A 16,859-nucleotide genomic window follows, 5' to 3' on the forward strand; every position below is an offset into this window, starting at 1 on the left:
GCGAAGCCCACGCCCGTCGCACGCCCGACGACCCGTCCGCCCCCCACACCAGCACGCAGCCACCGCACCGCGCCGAGCCCCGACACGGCCCCCACCAGCACAGCAGCCGCAATGCAGTAGTAGTTCAAGATCATCGGCCGCTCGACCCCGACTCAGCAGGGTGCCACAGCCGTTCTGCCCCAGCAGGGCGGGTCCGAACATCGGACCAAGGCGGCCCGCCACTGTCGAAGCCGACCGTGTGGTGCCGTTCGCCGTTGACCGCCTCAGCTCTCGATGGCCTGATCCGCGGCGGCGAGCCCGCCATCTGCGCCACCGTGAGCCGACTCACACCGATAGGCAAGTCGTCACTTGCCTGTTACAATGCCGGGCCAGTGGCCGACATCTACAAGGCCCTCTCGGACCGGACACGTCGAATCATCCTCGACGAGCTGGCCGAGCGCGATGGCCAAACACTGTTCGAGATCGGAGCACGGCTCGCCTCCAAGCATCAGCTGAGTTCGACCCGCCAGGCGATTTCCCAACATCTCGGTGTTCTGGAGGACGCCGGCCTCGTCTCAACCAGGCGTGAAGGCCGCTACAAGTACCACTTCTTCAACCCGGCACCGCTGTCGGAGATCAACCGGCGGTGGCCAAGAAAGGACCCAACAATGAGGATCGAACTCACCGGCGTGTTCGTTCACGACCAGGCGGAGGCCCTGGCGTTCTACACCGACGTGCTCGGCTTCCAGACGCGCCACGACATCCCGCTCGGCCAAGACCGCTGGCTGACGGTGGTCTCGCCCGAAGACCCCGACGGGCCCGAATTGCTGCTCGAGCCGTCGCATCACCCGGCGGTCAAGCCCTACCGCGACGCCCTGATGGCCGACGGCATCCCGCTGGCCCAGTTCGCCGTCGACGACGTCGACGCCGAGCACCAGCGGCTGACCGAGGCCGGCGTCACCTTCACGGTGCCCCCGACCGATGTCGGCGAGGCCTGGATCGCCGTGTTCGACGACACCTGCGGCAACCTCGTCCAGATCATCTCCGCCAAGCCCTGAGGACGACCCCTAGTCGACGACGGCGCAGCAGGTCGGCAACGCCGGCGATGTCGGCCCCACCGACACCCATGCACAGCCGCAGCAGGGCGGAGCCGAAGTCACGGCAGAGCCGTGGCGTAACTCAACGCACTACGATGTAGCGCAGCGCACTCGGCAAACCCAGGAGGTTGCGATGAGCCGACCGACCTCGCTGCGGTTGCCAGAAGCGCTGCGGGCGCGCCTCGACGACGAAAGCCGGCGGATCGCCAGCGCCCCGTCGTCGCTGGCAGTCGTGCTGATCGACGAAGGGCTCAAGATGCGGCGATTTGGGGGCATCGTGTTCCGTGACGGCCCGACGGGGCGCCGCGCCGGGCTGGCCTCCGGACCCGACGTGTGGGAGATCGTGCGTGATCTCAAGCGCCACGGCGCCGACCCCGACTCCGACGCCGACCCAGTCCACCTCGTGGCCAGCGAGACGGGCCTTGCGCCCGAGCTGGTCGGTCTCGCAGCCGACTACTACGCCACGTTCCCCGATGAGGTCGACGACCGCATAGCTGCCGACGCCGGAGCCGCCGAAGAAATGCGTGCGCTCGCGGATCGCCGAGAGCGCATGCTGTCGGCGTGAGGTGGCTGCTCGACGAGATGTACCCGCCCGCGGCCGCTGCCGAACTCGGACGGCTCGGCCACGATGCCCGCAGCGTCGCCGGCTCGGCGCTGGCGGGCGCCGATGACGAGCATCTCTATGAGCTGGCAGCCGGCGAGGGTCGCGTCCTCGTCACAGAGAACTTCGCCGATTACGCGGTCCTGGTGACCCGCAGCCTGGAGCGCAGCGCTCCCCGGGGCGTCGTCGCGTTCGTCAGAAAGAGCGACCTGCCCTCAGGAACAGCCCTGGGCCCAGCGCTCGCACGCCGCCTCGACGCATGGGCCGACGCCAACCCGTCGCCCCCACCCGGCACCCACTGGCCCTGACACCAACCCACCCGCGCCGCTACCCCCGACCGCTACCGTGGTGGCCGACAACCCCGAGGGGTCGCTGCTCCAGCGACTTCCGGGGTTCAGTCGTTCTGGCACCGGCTTGACGGTCCGCCGAAGTGGGCGGTCGACCTGGCGGGCGATGCGCTCGCTGGCGCGCAAGATCTCATGAGCTCTGTGGCACTGGGTCCCTACCGAGTTGCTTCTTGATTTCGATTGCCACCACTGGGCGTTCGGTGACGGTCGCATGGAAACTGCCAGAGCCGTCTCGAAGCCAGCCGGCGTCTCGAATGACGACGTTGACCGGGCGGCCCAGACGTCCCTCGACGCCGCCGAGCGCTTCGTAGAGCTCGGCTCGGTCGGGCTCGCCCAGCACCAGCACGTCGATGTCGTTGACAGGCCGTCTGCCGGCGACGCCGTGCAGGCGCGCTGCCCACGAGCCGAACACATACGCAGCCTTGATCCCGCCGACGCCTTCCAGCGCTTCGGCGAAGACGTGCGGCGGCCCGAACGCCTTGACCAACAGATCGGACAGGCTGTCGTAGTACGGGCTGTCGGTGTCGGCTCGCACGAACCTGGTGTTGCCCGATCGGCGGCTGATGATGATGCCGGCCGCTTCGGCGCGTTCGACTTCACGATGCACCGAGCTGAGCGGCACCCCGACACGATGCGCCAGTTCGCTCATGCTGGTTTCGCGGTCTGGGTCGCACATCAGATAGGTGAGTACTTCACCTTGCTGACGCGATCGCAAGATGGGGAGCAGACTCGGCGCCGACCTAACTTCCATACATCGGAAATTATATTCCGTTCAATGGAAGTTGGATGCCACCGACGAGCGTCAGCGGTCGGCGGGGGTGTGCTCCTCGGCGTGGACCGTGTGGCGGAACGACGTGATCGTGATCCGCAGCGTGACGCAGCCCTCGAAGCGCACCCGGAACGGCTGGCTCGTGTACTTGTGGCTGAGGGCGTCGAGCACGACCATCTCGGGGTCGGGCTCGATCTCGGCCACGCCGCGCAGCTGCAGTTCCTCGTAGGGGTTGTCGAAGTCGACGACCGAGATGACCACGCGAGGATCCCGGCGCAGGTTGGCCACCTTGTGCGAGCCGTTCCCGGTGGAGACGATCACCGTGGAGGCGTCGACGGGGTCGATCCATACCGGGGCGATGCTCGACGTGCCGTCGGTACGGATGGTGGCGAGGTGTGCGAAGTTCGGTTTGCGCAGCAGCTCCTGAGCGTCGTCGCTCAAGACTGCCGGTGCTGATGCCGCCGATGCCGTCATGGATGCTCCCGTCTCCCGCAAATCCAGCCCAGCATGCCCGCCTCGCGACCAACATCGGAACTACCCCGCCGCTGCCAGACTGCGGCGGTGGGCGAGGAGCTGCTGAGCGGTGGGCTGGCCAACGCCGGCGCGGTGGTGCGCTCGGGCCCCCATGTGCTGCGCCCCGCCACTCCGTACACGCCGAGCATCCACCGGTTCTTGGCCTCGCTCGAGCGGTCCGGCTTCGAGGGTGCGTCGGTGCCGGTCGGGCTTGACCCTGACGGGCGGGAACGGCTGAGCTTCATCGACGGGGACGTCCCCGTTCCGCCCTATCCCGACTGGGCACAGTCGGATTCGGTCCTCGCATCCGCCGCCGATCTGATGAGGTGCTTCCACACGGCGGCGAGCGGCTTCGACCCGTCCCCGATGGCGTGGAATACCGAGCTGGCTGATCCGGCGGGCGGAATGGTTGTCTGCCACAACGACGTGTGCCTAGAGAATGTCGTGTTTCGAGATGGGCGGGCGGTGGCGCTGATCGACTTCGACTTCGCTGCCCCCGGTCGTCCGCTGTTCGATCTCGCCTGCTTCGCCCGCATGTGCGTGCCGATCGACGATGACATGAGCGCTTCCCGGCTTGGCTGGCACGATGCCGACCGGGGACCTCGGCTGCGATTGGTTGCCGAGAGCTACGGGCTGGACATCGCCGAGCGCGCCGAATTGCTCGGCCTGGTCGACCGGTCCATGCAGGTCGGCGCAGAGCTCGTCCGTCGCCGCGCCGAGGCCGGCGATCCCAGCTTCGTGAAGATGTGGGCAGAGATGGGCGGTCAGCAACGGTTCGATCGCCGCCGGGACTGGTGGGCCCAGCACCGCCCCCACATCGAGTCGACCGTCCTGGCGAGCTAGACGACGCCGTCGGGCTATCACCGTCTAGTCCGGACTGTGAGACGCCCTGCGGGGAAGCCTTGCGACGTGCGCGCACCGGGCTCCGCACGGTCCGTGAGCCGTGAATCTCCTTGGAAGTGACAGAGATCCCTCGCAAGGAGGGACCCCGGGTCCTGAACGACGAAGCGCACAGGATGACACCTTCCGATCGGGAGTCGTGGAGTCAGCCACGACGGCCGTTCTCAACCAGGTAGACGAAACCAAGTGGCCCTCGACGTCAACCAGTCGAAATGCACCGAGAAACTGGTTGTCGTAACGACCTCACCGTTGGTCTCGTGCCGGTCTAGCTGCAACGAACCGAACGGTGCTCAGAATTACCCGCTGAGCGGTCGTCACTACCCTGTGATTAGATTCCAGCGACCGCACCAAGGAGGACACTCGGCCATGGCACCCACTTCAATCGACGAGCAACGCCCTACCTCGACTCGTGCGGGATGAGCGGTGGCTGTCTTCCTAGTTCACATGCCTGAAGGCGAATCTGATGACGTGTCTGAGAAGGTGGCCGCTGCTTATCCGGGCAAGGCGAGCCACGAAATCAAACCGCACTGGTTCCTAGTCAGAGATGACAACACCACATCTGCAGTTGGAAAGAGAGTGGGCATCGGAGATGACGACGACACTCGAACACTCGGATTCGTGCTGAAGCTGAACTCGCAGTACTCCGGCATGTATGCGAGGTCGCTGTGGGAGTGGCTGGAACTGGAGTTGGCCGAGAACGGCGGCTCATGAACGCCGCTGAGAGCGAGGCCAGCGAGGCCTCACAACCAGCAACAGCCCGACTCGATGCCGACTGGGACGATCCTCGGTCACTGGATAACAGGATTACTCAGCTGGAAACCACAGTGCGAGACCTGCCTGCCAATCATGCGGAGCGTCTCGCCAAGACCGAAGCGACCATCGACCTGCTGAGGTGGTTGGTGGCAGTCGGCGTCCCAGCCGCCGCGATCCTCTTGTCGGGAACAGCCGTAGTCGTCGTCACACTCGTCGTGGACATACTTGGCGTCACAGATTGACCCATTGGAAGGCGCGGCGCTCAACGAGCGTCGACCGGGGTTCGTCGAACAGCGTGATGGCTACGGGCTCAAGGCCGCCCACTGGCACCGAGCAGCTCGACTGCTTGCGCCCCATGCGATGCATGAGAGTGCTCTGTCAATTGCGGGGTGACAGTCTCCGATTCCGTCGGCAAACCCCAGGCGGTGTGGGGTGTATTCCTCAGCGGCTAGATCGTCGCGGCGATCTCGAGCGTCTTGTGCAGGGTCTCCAACTGCGGCAGTCCGTAGACATCGAATTGTCTGATTTGACCTGTGTACCAGCCGTGAACTCGCCGAGCGTCGTCCTCGCTGCCAGAGATCTTCGACGCGTACTGCTGGACGAACTCGTTCTCATCCGTCGGAATCTGGGTCCCGTCTGGAAGCGACAGCACGAAGCAATCGAGGTATCCGATGTCGTCGCGTCCTGAGAGGCGCTGGCGCATGTTCGAGAGCACCTCCCAGACATCTGCGGTTCCAGTGACGAAGCCCTCGTAGCAATCTCGGTCCAGATAGCGAAGCATCAGCATGCAGATCACCCATATGGGCCACAGGCGCTTGTAGTTCGGATGAGGCAGAGTCAAGTTGAGGTGCCGAATGACTTGTTCCACGTCACGCAGGCGCCCGCCGCAACTGTCGGCCAGCAGCGCAAGGATGTTGCGAACGTAGGTGTTGTGTTCCTGCAGAATCGGAGCACAGTCGGCCAGCTCGCGGCATGAGTGCGCCAGGTAGGCAGCCCACTCCTCAGTGGTCGGCTGTCGTAGCTGCACGGACAGGTCAACGAAGCGGCGCAAGTAGCCGTCCACATCGCAGTCCGATCCGTACCGGGTTTCGACAGCGTGCCCCAGTTCCACGCGATTGACGCCGAAGACGATCACGACCCCGGGCACATCGAACAGATGGCGCGCCTTGTTGAGCAGATCGAGTGCGTAGGTCGGCTCGCAGCGGTCAAGCTCATCCACGAGGATCACGAGCTTGGTATCGAGTTCGCTCACTTGTTCGCGGAGTGCAGCCGTGAAGGACGTGACGCCAGCGTCGATCTCCGCCCATTCGTCGAACATCGAGGACTCATCTGGATCATTCGGCGCGATGATTCCCCTGCTCAGGTAGCCAATCGCGCGCAACCCCACCTGCTTCGCAGTCTTCTTCACATCGTCCCAGACGCCTTTGTCCGCTAGCTCTGTCGTCAGTGCAGCAACTAGGTCGATCAGCGGACGCCCCGTGTGACCCTGCTGCCATGCGTTGAACTCGACGGTCGCCGCTTTCCCCTGCTCTAGATGGGCTGCACACATTCGCAGGTACGCCGACTTGCCCGTCCCGTAAGCCCCTTCGACAGAGATCACGAGCGGCCCATACGCGTTCTGGATCACAGAGCACAGAGATTCGACCGACTCCTTGCGATCGAGCCGGTCGTTGGCGAATGGAGCGTCAGTTGAGGACTCGAACTCCTTCGGGCGAAGATCAATGAGGCGAGGGTCTGCATCGGACATATGCGGCGCTCCTGAATCGAAGTCCGGTCAGGCTAGGAACCATGCGCCGACGGCATTCGGCGCCGCCGTACCCTCCGCCCGTGGCACCGACGCGAGTAGATCCATTCGACGCTGACATCATTCAGGGGGTTGCCGACGTCTTGGGCGAGACGGTCGACGGACTGACGGGAACCGAGATCGACCAGGCGCTCACCCAGATCGGTGTCCCGGATGTGAGTCCTGGGATCACCAAGCGGCACCGCATTTTCAACGCTCTCGCATCGCATCAGCAAAGGCACGGCCACGGCAAGAGCCTCGTGGCGTTCATCAACAAGACCATGGCCCCGGTGAGGTATCGCAATGAGGGGGTGCTACATGCGCGCCGCATGGCTGAACTCAATGAGGTCCTGATCTATGCGGGCCTTGCGGTCAACGGCAAGGGCGATGTCGTGAGACTCAAGAGCGGGGCTGCTTCCACTCTCGATGAGGCCGCTCGGCACGGAGGTGACTTTCGCTCGCAGCTTCGCGGGCGGGGTATCCACCGTCGGGTCCTCGACTACTGCACTGATGAGCTTCTGCAGAAAAACAACTTCCACGCCATGCTCGAAGCCTCCAAGAGCATCCCCGCCCACCTCCGCGAAGTGGCCGGCGTCCAAGGAGACGGCGCAACACTCGCGGACAAGACCCTGTCCCCGGGCAAAGGGCCGCTCGTGGCGATCAACGATGGTGTCTCCGACAGCGACCGAGCTGAACAGGCCGGGTTTGCCAACCTCGTCAAGGGAATCCTGGGCATGTATCGCAACTTGACAGCCCATGAGCCACGACTGCACCGTGAAGTCACGGACGACGAGCTGCTGGAAGCTCTCACGATGATGTCGATGGTGCATCGGCGCCTCGACACAGCTCGCCGGGCACCGGCGTCCTGAGTCTCGCGGTGGACACTCGTCGCTCGTGCAAGTCAGTCTCGCCCTAGCGACGCCCCAACGCCGATGAGATGTTCCGGTTAAGGGTCAGAGCGTCGGTTGCGAAACGCTCCAGCCATTCCGTGGTGATCCAGTAGACGCGAGACGACGTTGCTCGATCGTGGGGTTTGTGCCGACGCAGCCGTTGCAGGGATTCACCCGTCTCGCTGATCTGCTGCGTCGCGGGATGTGAGTGCGCCATGTCCTCGCGTCGAGAGACGATTTCCGCGTACCGCTCGGCGAGGGGGCTCAGGTCCGTGTCGTGCCCCCATCGCTCGGCCAAGAGATTGCTCAGAGTGCGTGGGGTCCGTTTCGAAAGCGACGTGACGGTTCTGCTGGTCTCGTCATGGAGTGTGTAGATGACGAGCCACTCCAAGTAGAGGAACGCGTAGTTCGCCCAGCCGAGCGCAACGAGGTAGTCATTGTCGGGTCGCACTCTCAAGGCACTCTGCGTACATGTCCTGACTGGAACCAATGCACGAGCAGCGCCGCGGACTGGACGAGCATCTGAGCTGTCTCGGCAGTCGCTTCGGCGGGCTGGCTGGGGTTGCCGTGCCGTCGGTAGCCCTTCCAGACGAGGTCCATCATGGCGATGACGGCATTGACGTCGTCCGAGGCGTTCGAATCGGTTGTCCACTTGTGCGGAGCGTCGCGCATCGCCGTGATCATCTTGCCCAGCGTCGCCAGAGAGTCATTTGGGGTCACGACAGGTTTCGCCGCGGCCTCGATTGCCCGCACAGCCTCGTCGCAAGCGGCGGTGGGCTCCGGTTCACGTCCGAAGGCCTGCGACCACGCTTGCCGCAGATGATGCGATGCCGAGTCAGTACCACTGGTGGCCGCTTCAACGAGCTCAGTGAGTTCGGCAGGCTGCCGGAACTGCAACTCATAGTCGCCGTTCTCGTCAACTCCGACGGTGTACTCGCTACGGGCCTCGGCAAGCATCCTTGACAGTCCAACGGCGTCTTCAGGATCGTGATCAACGGCCAACGCCAGATCGACGGCGTTGATCAGCAGAACATGATCCTTTTGAAGTTCATACATCAGGTCGCTAGCGCGGCGGGACAACTGCATTCCGGTGCTGCGCTCCAGTCGACCGACGTCGTCCGCACGTACCCATCCCCTGACGCAGTAGTGCGGCTCAACCCAATCGAGAAGCGATGGCAATAGTCCGTCAGGCACACCTTCCTGCAACACATAGAAATCTTCGAGCTGTTTGGGATCGTGTCTGACCGAGAACGGCGGTCTCGTCATGTCGCCTGCCTTCATCTCACGCCGCTGCCGATCGAGAGCAGCGTCGCTGCTTCCCGCAGTCGATTCCGTTTCCCCCACCCGGAACTTCTGCGGCTGCGGTTCGATGCGGAGTGACAGCACGAAACGCAGCCGCGCGATGTTCGCGCGCCCGGCGATCCGTGGAGTGGATGGTCGATGCACCGGAGGGGGGCTGTCGGGAACCATGCGGCGCCTGCTCGCTGGTGAGCTGCGTCCGAGACCGAGCCTTCAGTCGGGCGATCGCAATCCCTCGCCAGCAACGTGCGGCCGTTATGTCCTAGGCGGCACGATGTGACGGGTCCGCCTTACGTCGTCTGCTGACCGCGCCGCCGGGGGTAGCGAGGGCCAAAACCTCTTTGACGCGGCGCAGCCGTCCGGTGAGCATGCGTCCCGTGAAGAAGCGAGAGCTCATGCGTCAGCTCGCAGCAATCGCTCGTGTGGGAGGTGTCGATCTCCGCTTGCTCCGCGAGGGACGGAATCACGAGATCTGGATGGTGGGAAGCGAGCGGTTGGTCATTCCGCGGCATCGTGAGATCAACGAGCACACGGCGCGTGGCATCCTCGCGGAAGCTGGCAAGATGGTTGAACCATGAAATCTGAAGCGACCACCTTGGGACATCGCGTCGAAGTCGTGCGCTCTGGCGACTGGTGGGCGATAACGGTTCCCGCGCTCCGGGGCGTCTTCTCGCAAACGAGGAACCTCGATGAGGTGCCGGAGGTCGCTCGCGAGGCGATCGCTCTGATGCTCGACGTTGATCCGGCTGAAGTGGGCCCGATCGACGTGAGTGTGCAGCCGCAGCAGGGTGAGGCTGAGCTTCTCGCCGAGTAGGGCCATCGCCGCCAAGTCTGTTCGTGCGGCGCCTACGCGCTAGACGTCCCGGGATGCATCAGCACCGGCGACACTCCCAATGAGGTGCTCGAGGGCATCCGCGACGCAGTCGTTGTTGCCTCAACGGCGATGAACCAGGTGTCAGCCTCAACTGGGGAGGTTGGGCACCGACGACGCCATCGGGATCGCCACCGTGGCGTAGAACCAGACCTGCACTGGCACTGAGACCATCGCCATCACGGCGATTGACCGTCGGCGAGTCAGGAATGCCAGCCCGACGATCGCCGCGATTGTCACGGCAATCACCGTCCATCCCGCCACGTACCGCTGCTCGCACGGAGCATCCCAGTCGAAGCCGCAGAACGCAGTTCCAAAGACCCAACCCCCGAGGTACCACGACAGGAACAGCGATCCGAGGAGCCAGGCCAGCAGGTGCGCTACGACACCGGGGCGTCTGTCGAGTAGTCCGGTGCTCGGCCGAGGCGGCGGCACGGGCATGGGTCGCATCGCTTCTCGGGACTTTCGTGCCACCCGCCGAAACTATCTGGGTCGGAGCACCGAATCGATGGAAACGGTCCGGTCAGGTCATGCGGCCGGGTATGAGCCGATTCATCGAAAACGATGCTGAATAATCGCTTGTTTCGATGTCCTCACAAGGCCAAGATCGCAGCGGGGACAATTGCCGTTATCCATGACCGTGAGTCCCCTGGCAGGCCGAAGCCGCAGAGTAGCAACGCTGTCGAGGGCCTTCCGAGACTGAGCTTCGCCGTGTCGGTCAGGTCGTCTGATGCCGCTGGCAGGGGTCCCGCGGGTAGCTGTAGAACTGCGCGACTGCGCCCCGGTCAGCGGTCTCGTTGCGGGTGTAGTGGGCGGGCATCGTCGGAGAACGCCACCGTCCTGCCGTCATCAGGCTGGGCAGCTCGACGCCGATGCGGGCGAGGTCCTGAGCCATTCCGACACGTGGCGAATGCCCGCTGAAGCCGTCGCCCAAACCGGCCGCCAACGCCGCCTTCTTGATCCGAAGCGAGATCTGATTCGGGCTGAGCTCGAATACCCGGAGCCCTGCCGGGGCACCATCGCGAATGGACGCAAGGGCCTCCATGGTCGGCGCCGACACGAACACCACGGCACCCTCGCCATCGGGGTCGGTCTTCGAACGCCGGATCAACAGCCGTCCGCTGCCGTCGGGCACCGTCTCGATGTCACTCCAGGTCAGCGCAGCGCATTCGGAAACCCGCAGCATCGCGTCGCGCATGAGCCTCACGAGAGCGATGTCGACGCTTCCTCTCCTCGCGGCAGCCTGGGCGCTCTCCCGCCTGCCGTTCTTCCCGAGACGAGGCTGGCAGGCGGTGGCTGCGATGGCGTCGAGCGCCTCTGCCGTGAGACCCTTCGCCTGCTTCTGAGCCTTGCCGGCCGCCCGAGTCGCGCCCCGGAGGGTTCTCTTGACGTCAGGGTGGCTGCACGGGTTCTCGAAGCCGCAGTTGTTGTGGACGTAGGCGATCGCAGCGGCGGCGACGCGCAGCGTGGCGGGCTTGTGCCCGAGCTGCTCGAAGCGTTCGGCCAGGTACGCAGCGACATGCTCGGGCTCAGCGGCGAGTGCCGGGGTGCCTCGAGTCGCGGCCCAGGTGACGAAGTTCCGCCATTGGCTTCGGTAGCTGCGGATCGTGTTGGCAGTGATTTCGTGGCGGAACAGCCCGTTGAGGTTCTGCGCATCTGATTCTGTGAGAAGGCCGAGGTCGAGTGCTTCGTTGATCCGAGGGGCCTCGACCTTTGGCAGTGGCGGGTTCACGCGTGATGGCACTGAAGTGGAAGTCGGCCCACGCGGTTCCGTCATGGCCTGCTGCCGCTAGCCAGCGATCTTTGTGAAGGCCGCCGGCTGTATGCGACATTTGCACAGTTACATGTAGCCATACGAAGGGCGGAACTTAGGCGATAACGGCAATTTCACACGGCGATCGAAGACCAGGTCAGCCCAGGCGACTGCGCCGGGCTTCGAAGCGGCATGACCGGCGGCTCCGACCGGGCAAACGTGCTCGACAACGCCAGGGAAGCGCTTGAGCACTACTCGCCCCAAGCAACTGATGGCACCTGGTTGGAGGAACTCACGGTCGATGTGGCTCCGTTCCTGGCCGATTGGGATGTCGAGATCTGCTACCCGTGGGCTGCTTGGCCGGCACGGGAAGAGCACTTCCCCTCCGTCGGTGAACAGGACATCGGTATTGACCTGATCGCGGAACGACGTTCCGACGGCCGCCCCATCGCCGTCCAGTGCAAGGCCCGCAAGCTTGAGCCAGACGGCTCCGGCCAGGAGATCGGCAAGAACGAGATCGCCAAGTTCTCCGCGGTCGCCGCGAACGATCTCTTCGCCGAACGCTGGCTGGTCACCAACGGCGCCAATCCCCTCAACGCCAACGCCGAGAACGCCATCAAGGTCAGCGGCAACCTCATCAAGCTCGTCAACCTGACGGCCGATGTCACGGCCGAAGCAATCACCGGCCACGCCGGCACCGAAGCCGACGACGATTGCCCGCACTGCAGCGATCCCGACGCCAAGCAAACCCGCACATGCATGCAGCGCGAAGCGGTCGAGGACAGCGTCCGCATACTCCAAGAGCACGCCGCTACCGACTCTGGTGGTCTGCCTGTGGGCCAGGCCAGAGGACGCATCATCCTGCCCTGCGGAGCGGGCAAGACCCGGGTCGCACTGCGCATCGTCGAGGAACTCACCTCCGCCGGCGAACTCTCCGTCGTGCTGTGTCCGTCGATCGCGCTCGTCGCGCAGCTGCGGCGTGAATTCCTCCAGAACGCCCACGCCGACATCAGGACCATGGCGGTGTGCTCGGATCAGACTGCTGGCTACGACCCGAAGAAGGAAGGGAACGCCAAACGAGCACTTGACCCCACCCAGGACAACAGCAACATCAGCGCCTCAGAGGTCAAGGGCATGGTCACCACCGATCCCGCCGAGATCGCCGCTTGGGTCGCCGGCGGCAGCGAGGATCCTCGCATCAGCGTCATCTTCGGGACCTACCAAAGCGCCAGCCGTGTCGCGGAAGCCCTCGAACTTGTCGGCACCAACGTCCAGGTGCTCGTCTGCGACGAAGCCCACCGCACTGCCGCCCTGCGCCGCCACCGCAAGCCAGACGAGCAGGCCCGTCTCCAAGAGTTCACGCTGTGCCATGACCAGGAGGCCTTCCCGGCCCGCTACCGCATCTACCAAACCGCCACGCCGCGCATCTACAACCACACCAACTCACCCCGCAGGGTTGACGCCTCCGACTTCGTGGTCCGCTCCATGGACGACGAGACGATCTTCGGCGTCGAGCTCTACCGCAAGAGCTACGTAGAAGCTGTCCACAACGGCTGGCTGTCGGACTACCGCATCATCGCTCTCGGCGTCAACGATCCTGAGGCGTTTGCTGCTGCCAACGAGCTGGCTCGCAACACCGAGTCCAAAGGCAAGTCGAAGCTCACCACGGTCGACTACCTGCGCGGCTTGGCGCTGGTGCTGGCCATGGGCGGTGCCACCCGGACCAACAGCGAGCATGACGTCACGATCGAGTCGTGCATCGCCTTCATGAACACCGTCGACAAGTCCAAGAACATGGTGAAGGACCTGCAGACGGACGCAGTCCGCGAGTGGCTCGCTGATCGCATGGATGGCCAAGAGCCCGCCGACTTTGAACTTGAACACCTCGACGCGACCTACAACGTCGCCAAGCGGGACAACGCCAAGCAGCATCTGGCCGCTGCGACTGCCGACGCCCCGCACGGCATCGTCAACGTCGGCATCTTCGGCGAGGGGACCGACTCGCCATCGCTCAGCGCGGTCGCCTTCCTCGAACCTCGCAAGAGCCCGATCGACGTGGTTCAGGCCGTCGGCCGGGCCATGCGCACGGCCCCGGGCAAGAAGTACGGCTACATCATCTGCCCGATCCTGATTCCGCCCAATGACGATCCCGAACGGTGGCTGACGAGGGCGAATCCCGAAGAGGGCTGGTCAGAGCTGGGGCAGATCCTGCTGGCCTTGCGAGCGCACGACAGCCGTATCGAGGACGAACTCGCCGACATGCTGCAGGTGTACGTGCCGCCGCCGCAGCTGAACTTGGAGACAACCAGCCTGGTGGGGGTCGCTTCAGCTTCGACCGGCCGCATCCGCTACGGCGAGCATCGCGGTCCCACCGACGTGGTCTTCGAGGTGGTCGAAGCAGCAGCCGCGGCTGACACACCCCTTTCAAAGCACGGCATTACGCCAGTGCGTCCCGAAGAGTGGACGCCCGAGACCGAACCAACCCAGATCGTCACCGTCGCCCCAACCACTGATGGCGCGCTGCAGCTACGCCGCGACACCGTGGTGCGCAACGAACCGCAGGCCACCGAGGTTCGCGGTCAGGTCGATGCAGAGCGAACCAAGAAGCACGCTCGCAAGATGATCAACGACGGCGAGGGCGTGCCGGTGCCGTCGAAGGCGGAACGAAAGAAAAAGACCGCCAAGACCAAGAAGCAGAAGCAGGAAGAACACGCCCAGCAAATGCTGGAGCTCATCGAGGGCGAGTTCGGCACCGACATCACGGTGAACCTGCTCGCCAAATCGGGCCTGCGGCGCGACCGCGTCAGCCGTGACTTGAACGTTCTCGAGGAGAGCGTCAATGAGGCAGCTCACCACCTCAGACGAGACGAGCTAAAGGCAGCGTTAGACGCTCACTTTGGTCTTGACCAACTGGCCGCCGACAAGCGCTCAGATCAGGCCGACGGCTGCACCATCGCAGCGCTGCTGCTGATGAACGCAGCCATGTTGCATCAGCGCATCGCCGCCGGCAGATGGCTTCGAGACATCGAACCACTGTCGGAGATCAAGAACGATCCCGAAGTTGTCGAGCGCCTCCGTGACAACTGGCAGAACATCACGCGGCAGGACTTTCTGCCGGTGATTGACCCCGCGATGAGGTCGATCAATGCCATTCGCCAATCGGGCAAGCTCGCCGGATTGGAGCGGGCGCTGCGGCACTTGGCGGCCGAAGCCGAGCGCATTGCCGAAACCTACGCCGACATGGGCGCCGACCATGCCGGACCGCTGTTTAACAAGGTGATGGGCAACCAAGCATCTGACGGTGCCTTCTTCACTCGCCCGCCCGCGGCGACCATGGCGGCGCGGCTCGCGCTCGATGCTTGCGGGGAACGGGACTGGACCGATGCAGCAACCTGGCGCGCCCACAAGTCGGTCGACTTGGCATGCGGTAGCGGCACGTTGTTGGCGGCGTTACTGACAGACATGAAGCGTCGAGCGGGTGAACAGGGCGCGCTGCCCGAGAAGTTGACAACGCTTCAGAAGCTCGCTGTTGAAGACGTGCTCAAGGGCATGGACATCAATCCAGTGTCACTGCAGCTCGCCGCTACGCAGCTCACCGCCGGCAACTCCAACATCAAGTACAGCGGCATGGGCTTGTATCAGATGCCCTACGGCCCAACCGGCGACTCCATGGTTCCCATTGCTGCCGGAACGCTGGAGCTGATCGCCGAAGACGATGTCGTGCCACAACCTGCTCCCGAGATGTTCGCCAGCGCAGCCCAGGGGACTGCGATGAGGGTGAGCCTTGGCGACCCAGAAGTGGCGCGAGCGGCGCAAGCCGCCGTGGGTGCACGCATTGCCATCATGAATCCGCCGTTCACCAACCGGGAGAAGATGGGCGAGAAGTTCCCGGATTCGACTCAACAACTCCTACGCAGGCGAACCGACGGCCTAGAACAGAGGTTGGTGGCTGCCGATTCGAATTTGGAGGGCTTTGTCGACAAGAACGCCTTGCGGCCGCTCTTCGTTGCTCTCGCTGAGAGGTGTCTCGACGAGGACAACGGCCTCCTAGTGATGATTTGCCCGACAATCGCTCTGACGGCCCCGTCGGCTGTGCAAGAACGTCGGATACTTGTTGAGCGCTTCCAAGTCCACACGGTTCTCACATGTCATCAGCCCGGCAACATCAATCTCAGCCAGAACACCAGCATCAATGAGAGCGTCGTCGTCTTGCGTCGCCACGGGAGTGACTCACTGCCAACGCGGTGCATCGGTCTTGACCGCTTTCCTAACGACGACACTGAGGTCGCCGAGCTGTTCGCTGCACTTGCAGAACGGGAAGTGGGTGTGCTTGTTGACGGCTGGGGCGAAGTCTCAGAGTGGCCTGCTGGTCGGGTCAAGGAGGGCGACTGGACGGCCGCGATTTGGCGTTCTCCGGCGCTCGCTGATGCGGCAGCCGAATACGCCGCTGAAAGCACGTTGAGGCCAATGGTGGACCGTGGACTGAGGGTGCATGCGGCGGGCAAGCAATCGATGAGCCCGTATCGCCGGTTGACGGCGGCGACAGCCACCTCGTTTCCCATCCTCAAGAGCAAGGGCGCTGATGGGCAGCTGCGGATCGAAGCCATGCCGGATGAACACTGGGAGTGGACTCTGGAGGGCGAGCCGCCAATTCTCAGCAAGGCCGGCAACTTGCTGGTAACCGCAGGACAGCGCGTGAGTACTGGGCGCGTCACTGCGGTCGCCTCCAGCGCCCGACACGTTGGCTACGGCTGGATGCCTGTCACCGGCGCGACGTCAGACCAGGCGAAGGGCATTGCGGTGTTCCTCAACTCCACAATTGGCCGGTTGCTACTCATGCGAACGCCGAGCCTCGCCCTTGACTTTCCGAAGTACAACCCAGCTGTGTTCAACGCACTTCCCATCCCGGATTTCTCGGATTCGGACATCTGCTCAACGCTCACCGACTGCTGGACCGCAACCCGTCGAATGCCGGTCCCGCAGTTCCGCGATGGTGAGTGCGAAGTCCGCCAACTCTGGGATGCCGCCGTCTGCACTGCTCTCGGATGGGACGAAGCCGAAATCGCTGCCCTCCGCAAGCTCCTCCACGCCGAACCCCACGTCCGTAGCCTCGCCTACGGCCAATTCACCGATTGACCCCGCGAACGCCGTGCTTGACAGACAGCGGCACCTGCCCTCGCCCGATTTTGGACTCTGAGCCTGCGGGGGTCTGTCAGATTTTCTGTGTATCCGGCGGTGGTGGTTTTCATCGGATGTGGTCGGCGATGCGGTCGCCGTAGTGGACGGTCAGGGTGTTGAGGATGG

17 protein-coding genes and 1 pseudogene are annotated in these 16,859 nt (G+C 64.1%); 11 read left to right on the plus strand and 7 right to left on the minus strand.

Features of this window, described 5'->3' with window-relative positions; translation table 11 throughout:
* Positions 1–371: 371 nt before the first annotated feature.
* From VI480_RS15535 to VI480_RS03085, 4 genes and pseudogenes are all read left to right on the plus strand, one after another.
* A pseudogene (locus tag VI480_RS15535) lies at positions 372–548 on the plus strand (winged helix-turn-helix domain-containing protein); the annotation flags it as partial.
* 99 nt (positions 549–647) lie between these two features.
* Positions 648–1,037: a VOC family protein gene (locus VI480_RS15540; RefSeq protein WP_416246627.1), complete on the plus strand. Its 390-nt coding sequence runs from the start codon at positions 648–650 to the stop codon at positions 1,035–1,037.
* A gap of 172 nt (positions 1,038–1,209) precedes the next feature.
* Positions 1,210–1,641, plus strand: coding sequence for a hypothetical protein (locus tag VI480_RS03080; RefSeq protein WP_323671347.1), 432 nt, complete (start codon positions 1,210–1,212; stop codon positions 1,639–1,641).
* Complete coding sequence (locus VI480_RS03085; protein ID WP_323671348.1) at positions 1,638–1,985, plus strand: DUF5615 family PIN-like protein; 348 nt, start codon at positions 1,638–1,640, stop codon at positions 1,983–1,985. The genes VI480_RS03080 and VI480_RS03085 overlap by 4 nt, the downstream gene beginning before the upstream one ends.
* 169 nt (positions 1,986–2,154) lie before the next feature.
* Here the strand turns inward: VI480_RS03085 and VI480_RS03090 are convergent, their stop codons facing one another.
* Entirely contained in the window at positions 2,155–2,775 is a 621-nt protein-coding gene (locus tag VI480_RS03090) for a winged helix-turn-helix transcriptional regulator (RefSeq protein WP_323671349.1), read from the minus strand.
* Between the two features lie 51 nt (positions 2,776–2,826).
* Entirely contained in the window at positions 2,827–3,267 is a 441-nt protein-coding gene (locus VI480_RS03095; RefSeq protein WP_323671350.1) for a PPOX class F420-dependent oxidoreductase, read from the minus strand.
* Positions 3,268–3,354: 87 nt separating this feature from the next.
* On the opposite strand from VI480_RS03095, the gene VI480_RS03100 reads away from it, so the two are divergent.
* From VI480_RS03100 to VI480_RS03110, 3 genes are all read left to right on the plus strand, one after another.
* Positions 3,355–4,149: a phosphotransferase gene (locus VI480_RS03100; RefSeq protein ID WP_323671351.1), complete on the plus strand. Its 795-nt coding sequence runs from the start codon at positions 3,355–3,357 to the stop codon at positions 4,147–4,149.
* Positions 4,150–4,674: 525 nt separating this feature from the next.
* Positions 4,675–4,917, plus strand: a complete 243-nt coding sequence (locus tag VI480_RS03105; protein ID WP_323671352.1) for a hypothetical protein — start codon at positions 4,675–4,677, stop codon at positions 4,915–4,917.
* Complete coding sequence (locus VI480_RS03110) at positions 4,914–5,201, plus strand: hypothetical protein (RefSeq protein ID WP_323671353.1); 288 nt, start codon at positions 4,914–4,916, stop codon at positions 5,199–5,201. The genes VI480_RS03105 and VI480_RS03110 overlap by 4 nt, the downstream gene beginning before the upstream one ends.
* A gap of 206 nt (positions 5,202–5,407) precedes the next feature.
* On the opposite strand, the gene VI480_RS03115 is transcribed toward VI480_RS03110, so the two are convergent.
* A complete protein-coding gene (locus VI480_RS03115; protein ID WP_323671354.1) occupies positions 5,408–6,706 on the minus strand; it encodes a KAP family P-loop NTPase fold protein in 1,299 nt (432 codons plus the stop codon).
* 140 nt (positions 6,707–6,846) lie between these two features.
* Between VI480_RS03115 and VI480_RS03120 the strand changes: the two genes are divergently transcribed.
* The gene (locus tag VI480_RS03120) at positions 6,847–7,611 is read left to right on the plus strand and encodes a TIGR02391 family protein (protein WP_323671355.1); all 765 of its coding nucleotides are present in this window, start codon (positions 6,847–6,849) and stop codon (positions 7,609–7,611) included.
* Between the two features lie 43 nt (positions 7,612–7,654).
* On the opposite strand, the gene VI480_RS03125 is transcribed toward VI480_RS03120, so the two are convergent.
* The gene (locus VI480_RS03125) at positions 7,655–8,083 is read right to left on the minus strand and encodes a hypothetical protein (RefSeq protein WP_323671356.1); all 429 of its coding nucleotides are present in this window, start codon (positions 8,081–8,083) and stop codon (positions 7,655–7,657) included.
* A 2-nt stretch (positions 8,084–8,085) separates the two neighbouring features.
* A complete protein-coding gene (locus VI480_RS03130) occupies positions 8,086–8,688 on the minus strand; it encodes a hypothetical protein (RefSeq protein WP_323671357.1) in 603 nt (200 codons plus the stop codon).
* 620 nt (positions 8,689–9,308) lie between these two features.
* Here VI480_RS03130 and VI480_RS03135 point away from each other — a divergent pair.
* Together VI480_RS03135 and VI480_RS03140 are read left to right on the plus strand one after the other, a co-directional pair.
* Complete coding sequence (locus VI480_RS03135) at positions 9,309–9,509, plus strand: hypothetical protein (RefSeq protein WP_323671358.1); 201 nt, start codon at positions 9,309–9,311, stop codon at positions 9,507–9,509.
* Complete coding sequence (locus VI480_RS03140) at positions 9,506–9,745, plus strand: hypothetical protein (protein ID WP_323671359.1); 240 nt, start codon at positions 9,506–9,508, stop codon at positions 9,743–9,745. The genes VI480_RS03135 and VI480_RS03140 overlap by 4 nt, the downstream gene beginning before the upstream one ends.
* 147 nt (positions 9,746–9,892) lie before the next feature.
* On the opposite strand, the gene VI480_RS03145 is transcribed toward VI480_RS03140, so the two are convergent.
* Both VI480_RS03145 and VI480_RS03150 read right to left on the minus strand, forming a co-directional pair.
* The gene (locus tag VI480_RS03145) at positions 9,893–10,276 is read right to left on the minus strand and encodes a hypothetical protein (protein ID WP_323671360.1); all 384 of its coding nucleotides are present in this window, start codon (positions 10,274–10,276) and stop codon (positions 9,893–9,895) included.
* A gap of 244 nt (positions 10,277–10,520) precedes the next feature.
* Positions 10,521–11,534, minus strand: coding sequence for a tyrosine-type recombinase/integrase (locus VI480_RS03150; RefSeq protein WP_323671361.1), 1,014 nt, complete (start codon positions 11,532–11,534; stop codon positions 10,521–10,523).
* Between the two features lie 213 nt (positions 11,535–11,747).
* On the opposite strand from VI480_RS03150, the gene VI480_RS03155 reads away from it, so the two are divergent.
* Entirely contained in the window at positions 11,748–16,691 is a 4,944-nt protein-coding gene (locus VI480_RS03155; RefSeq protein WP_323671362.1) for a DEAD/DEAH box helicase family protein, read from the plus strand.
* The last annotated feature ends 168 nt before the right edge of the window (positions 16,692–16,859 follow it).

The sequence above is a fragment of the Candidatus Poriferisodalis multihospitum genome, assembly GCF_028283155.1.
Lineage (GTDB): Bacteria > Actinomycetota > Acidimicrobiia > Acidimicrobiales > Poriferisodalaceae > Poriferisodalis > Poriferisodalis multihospitum.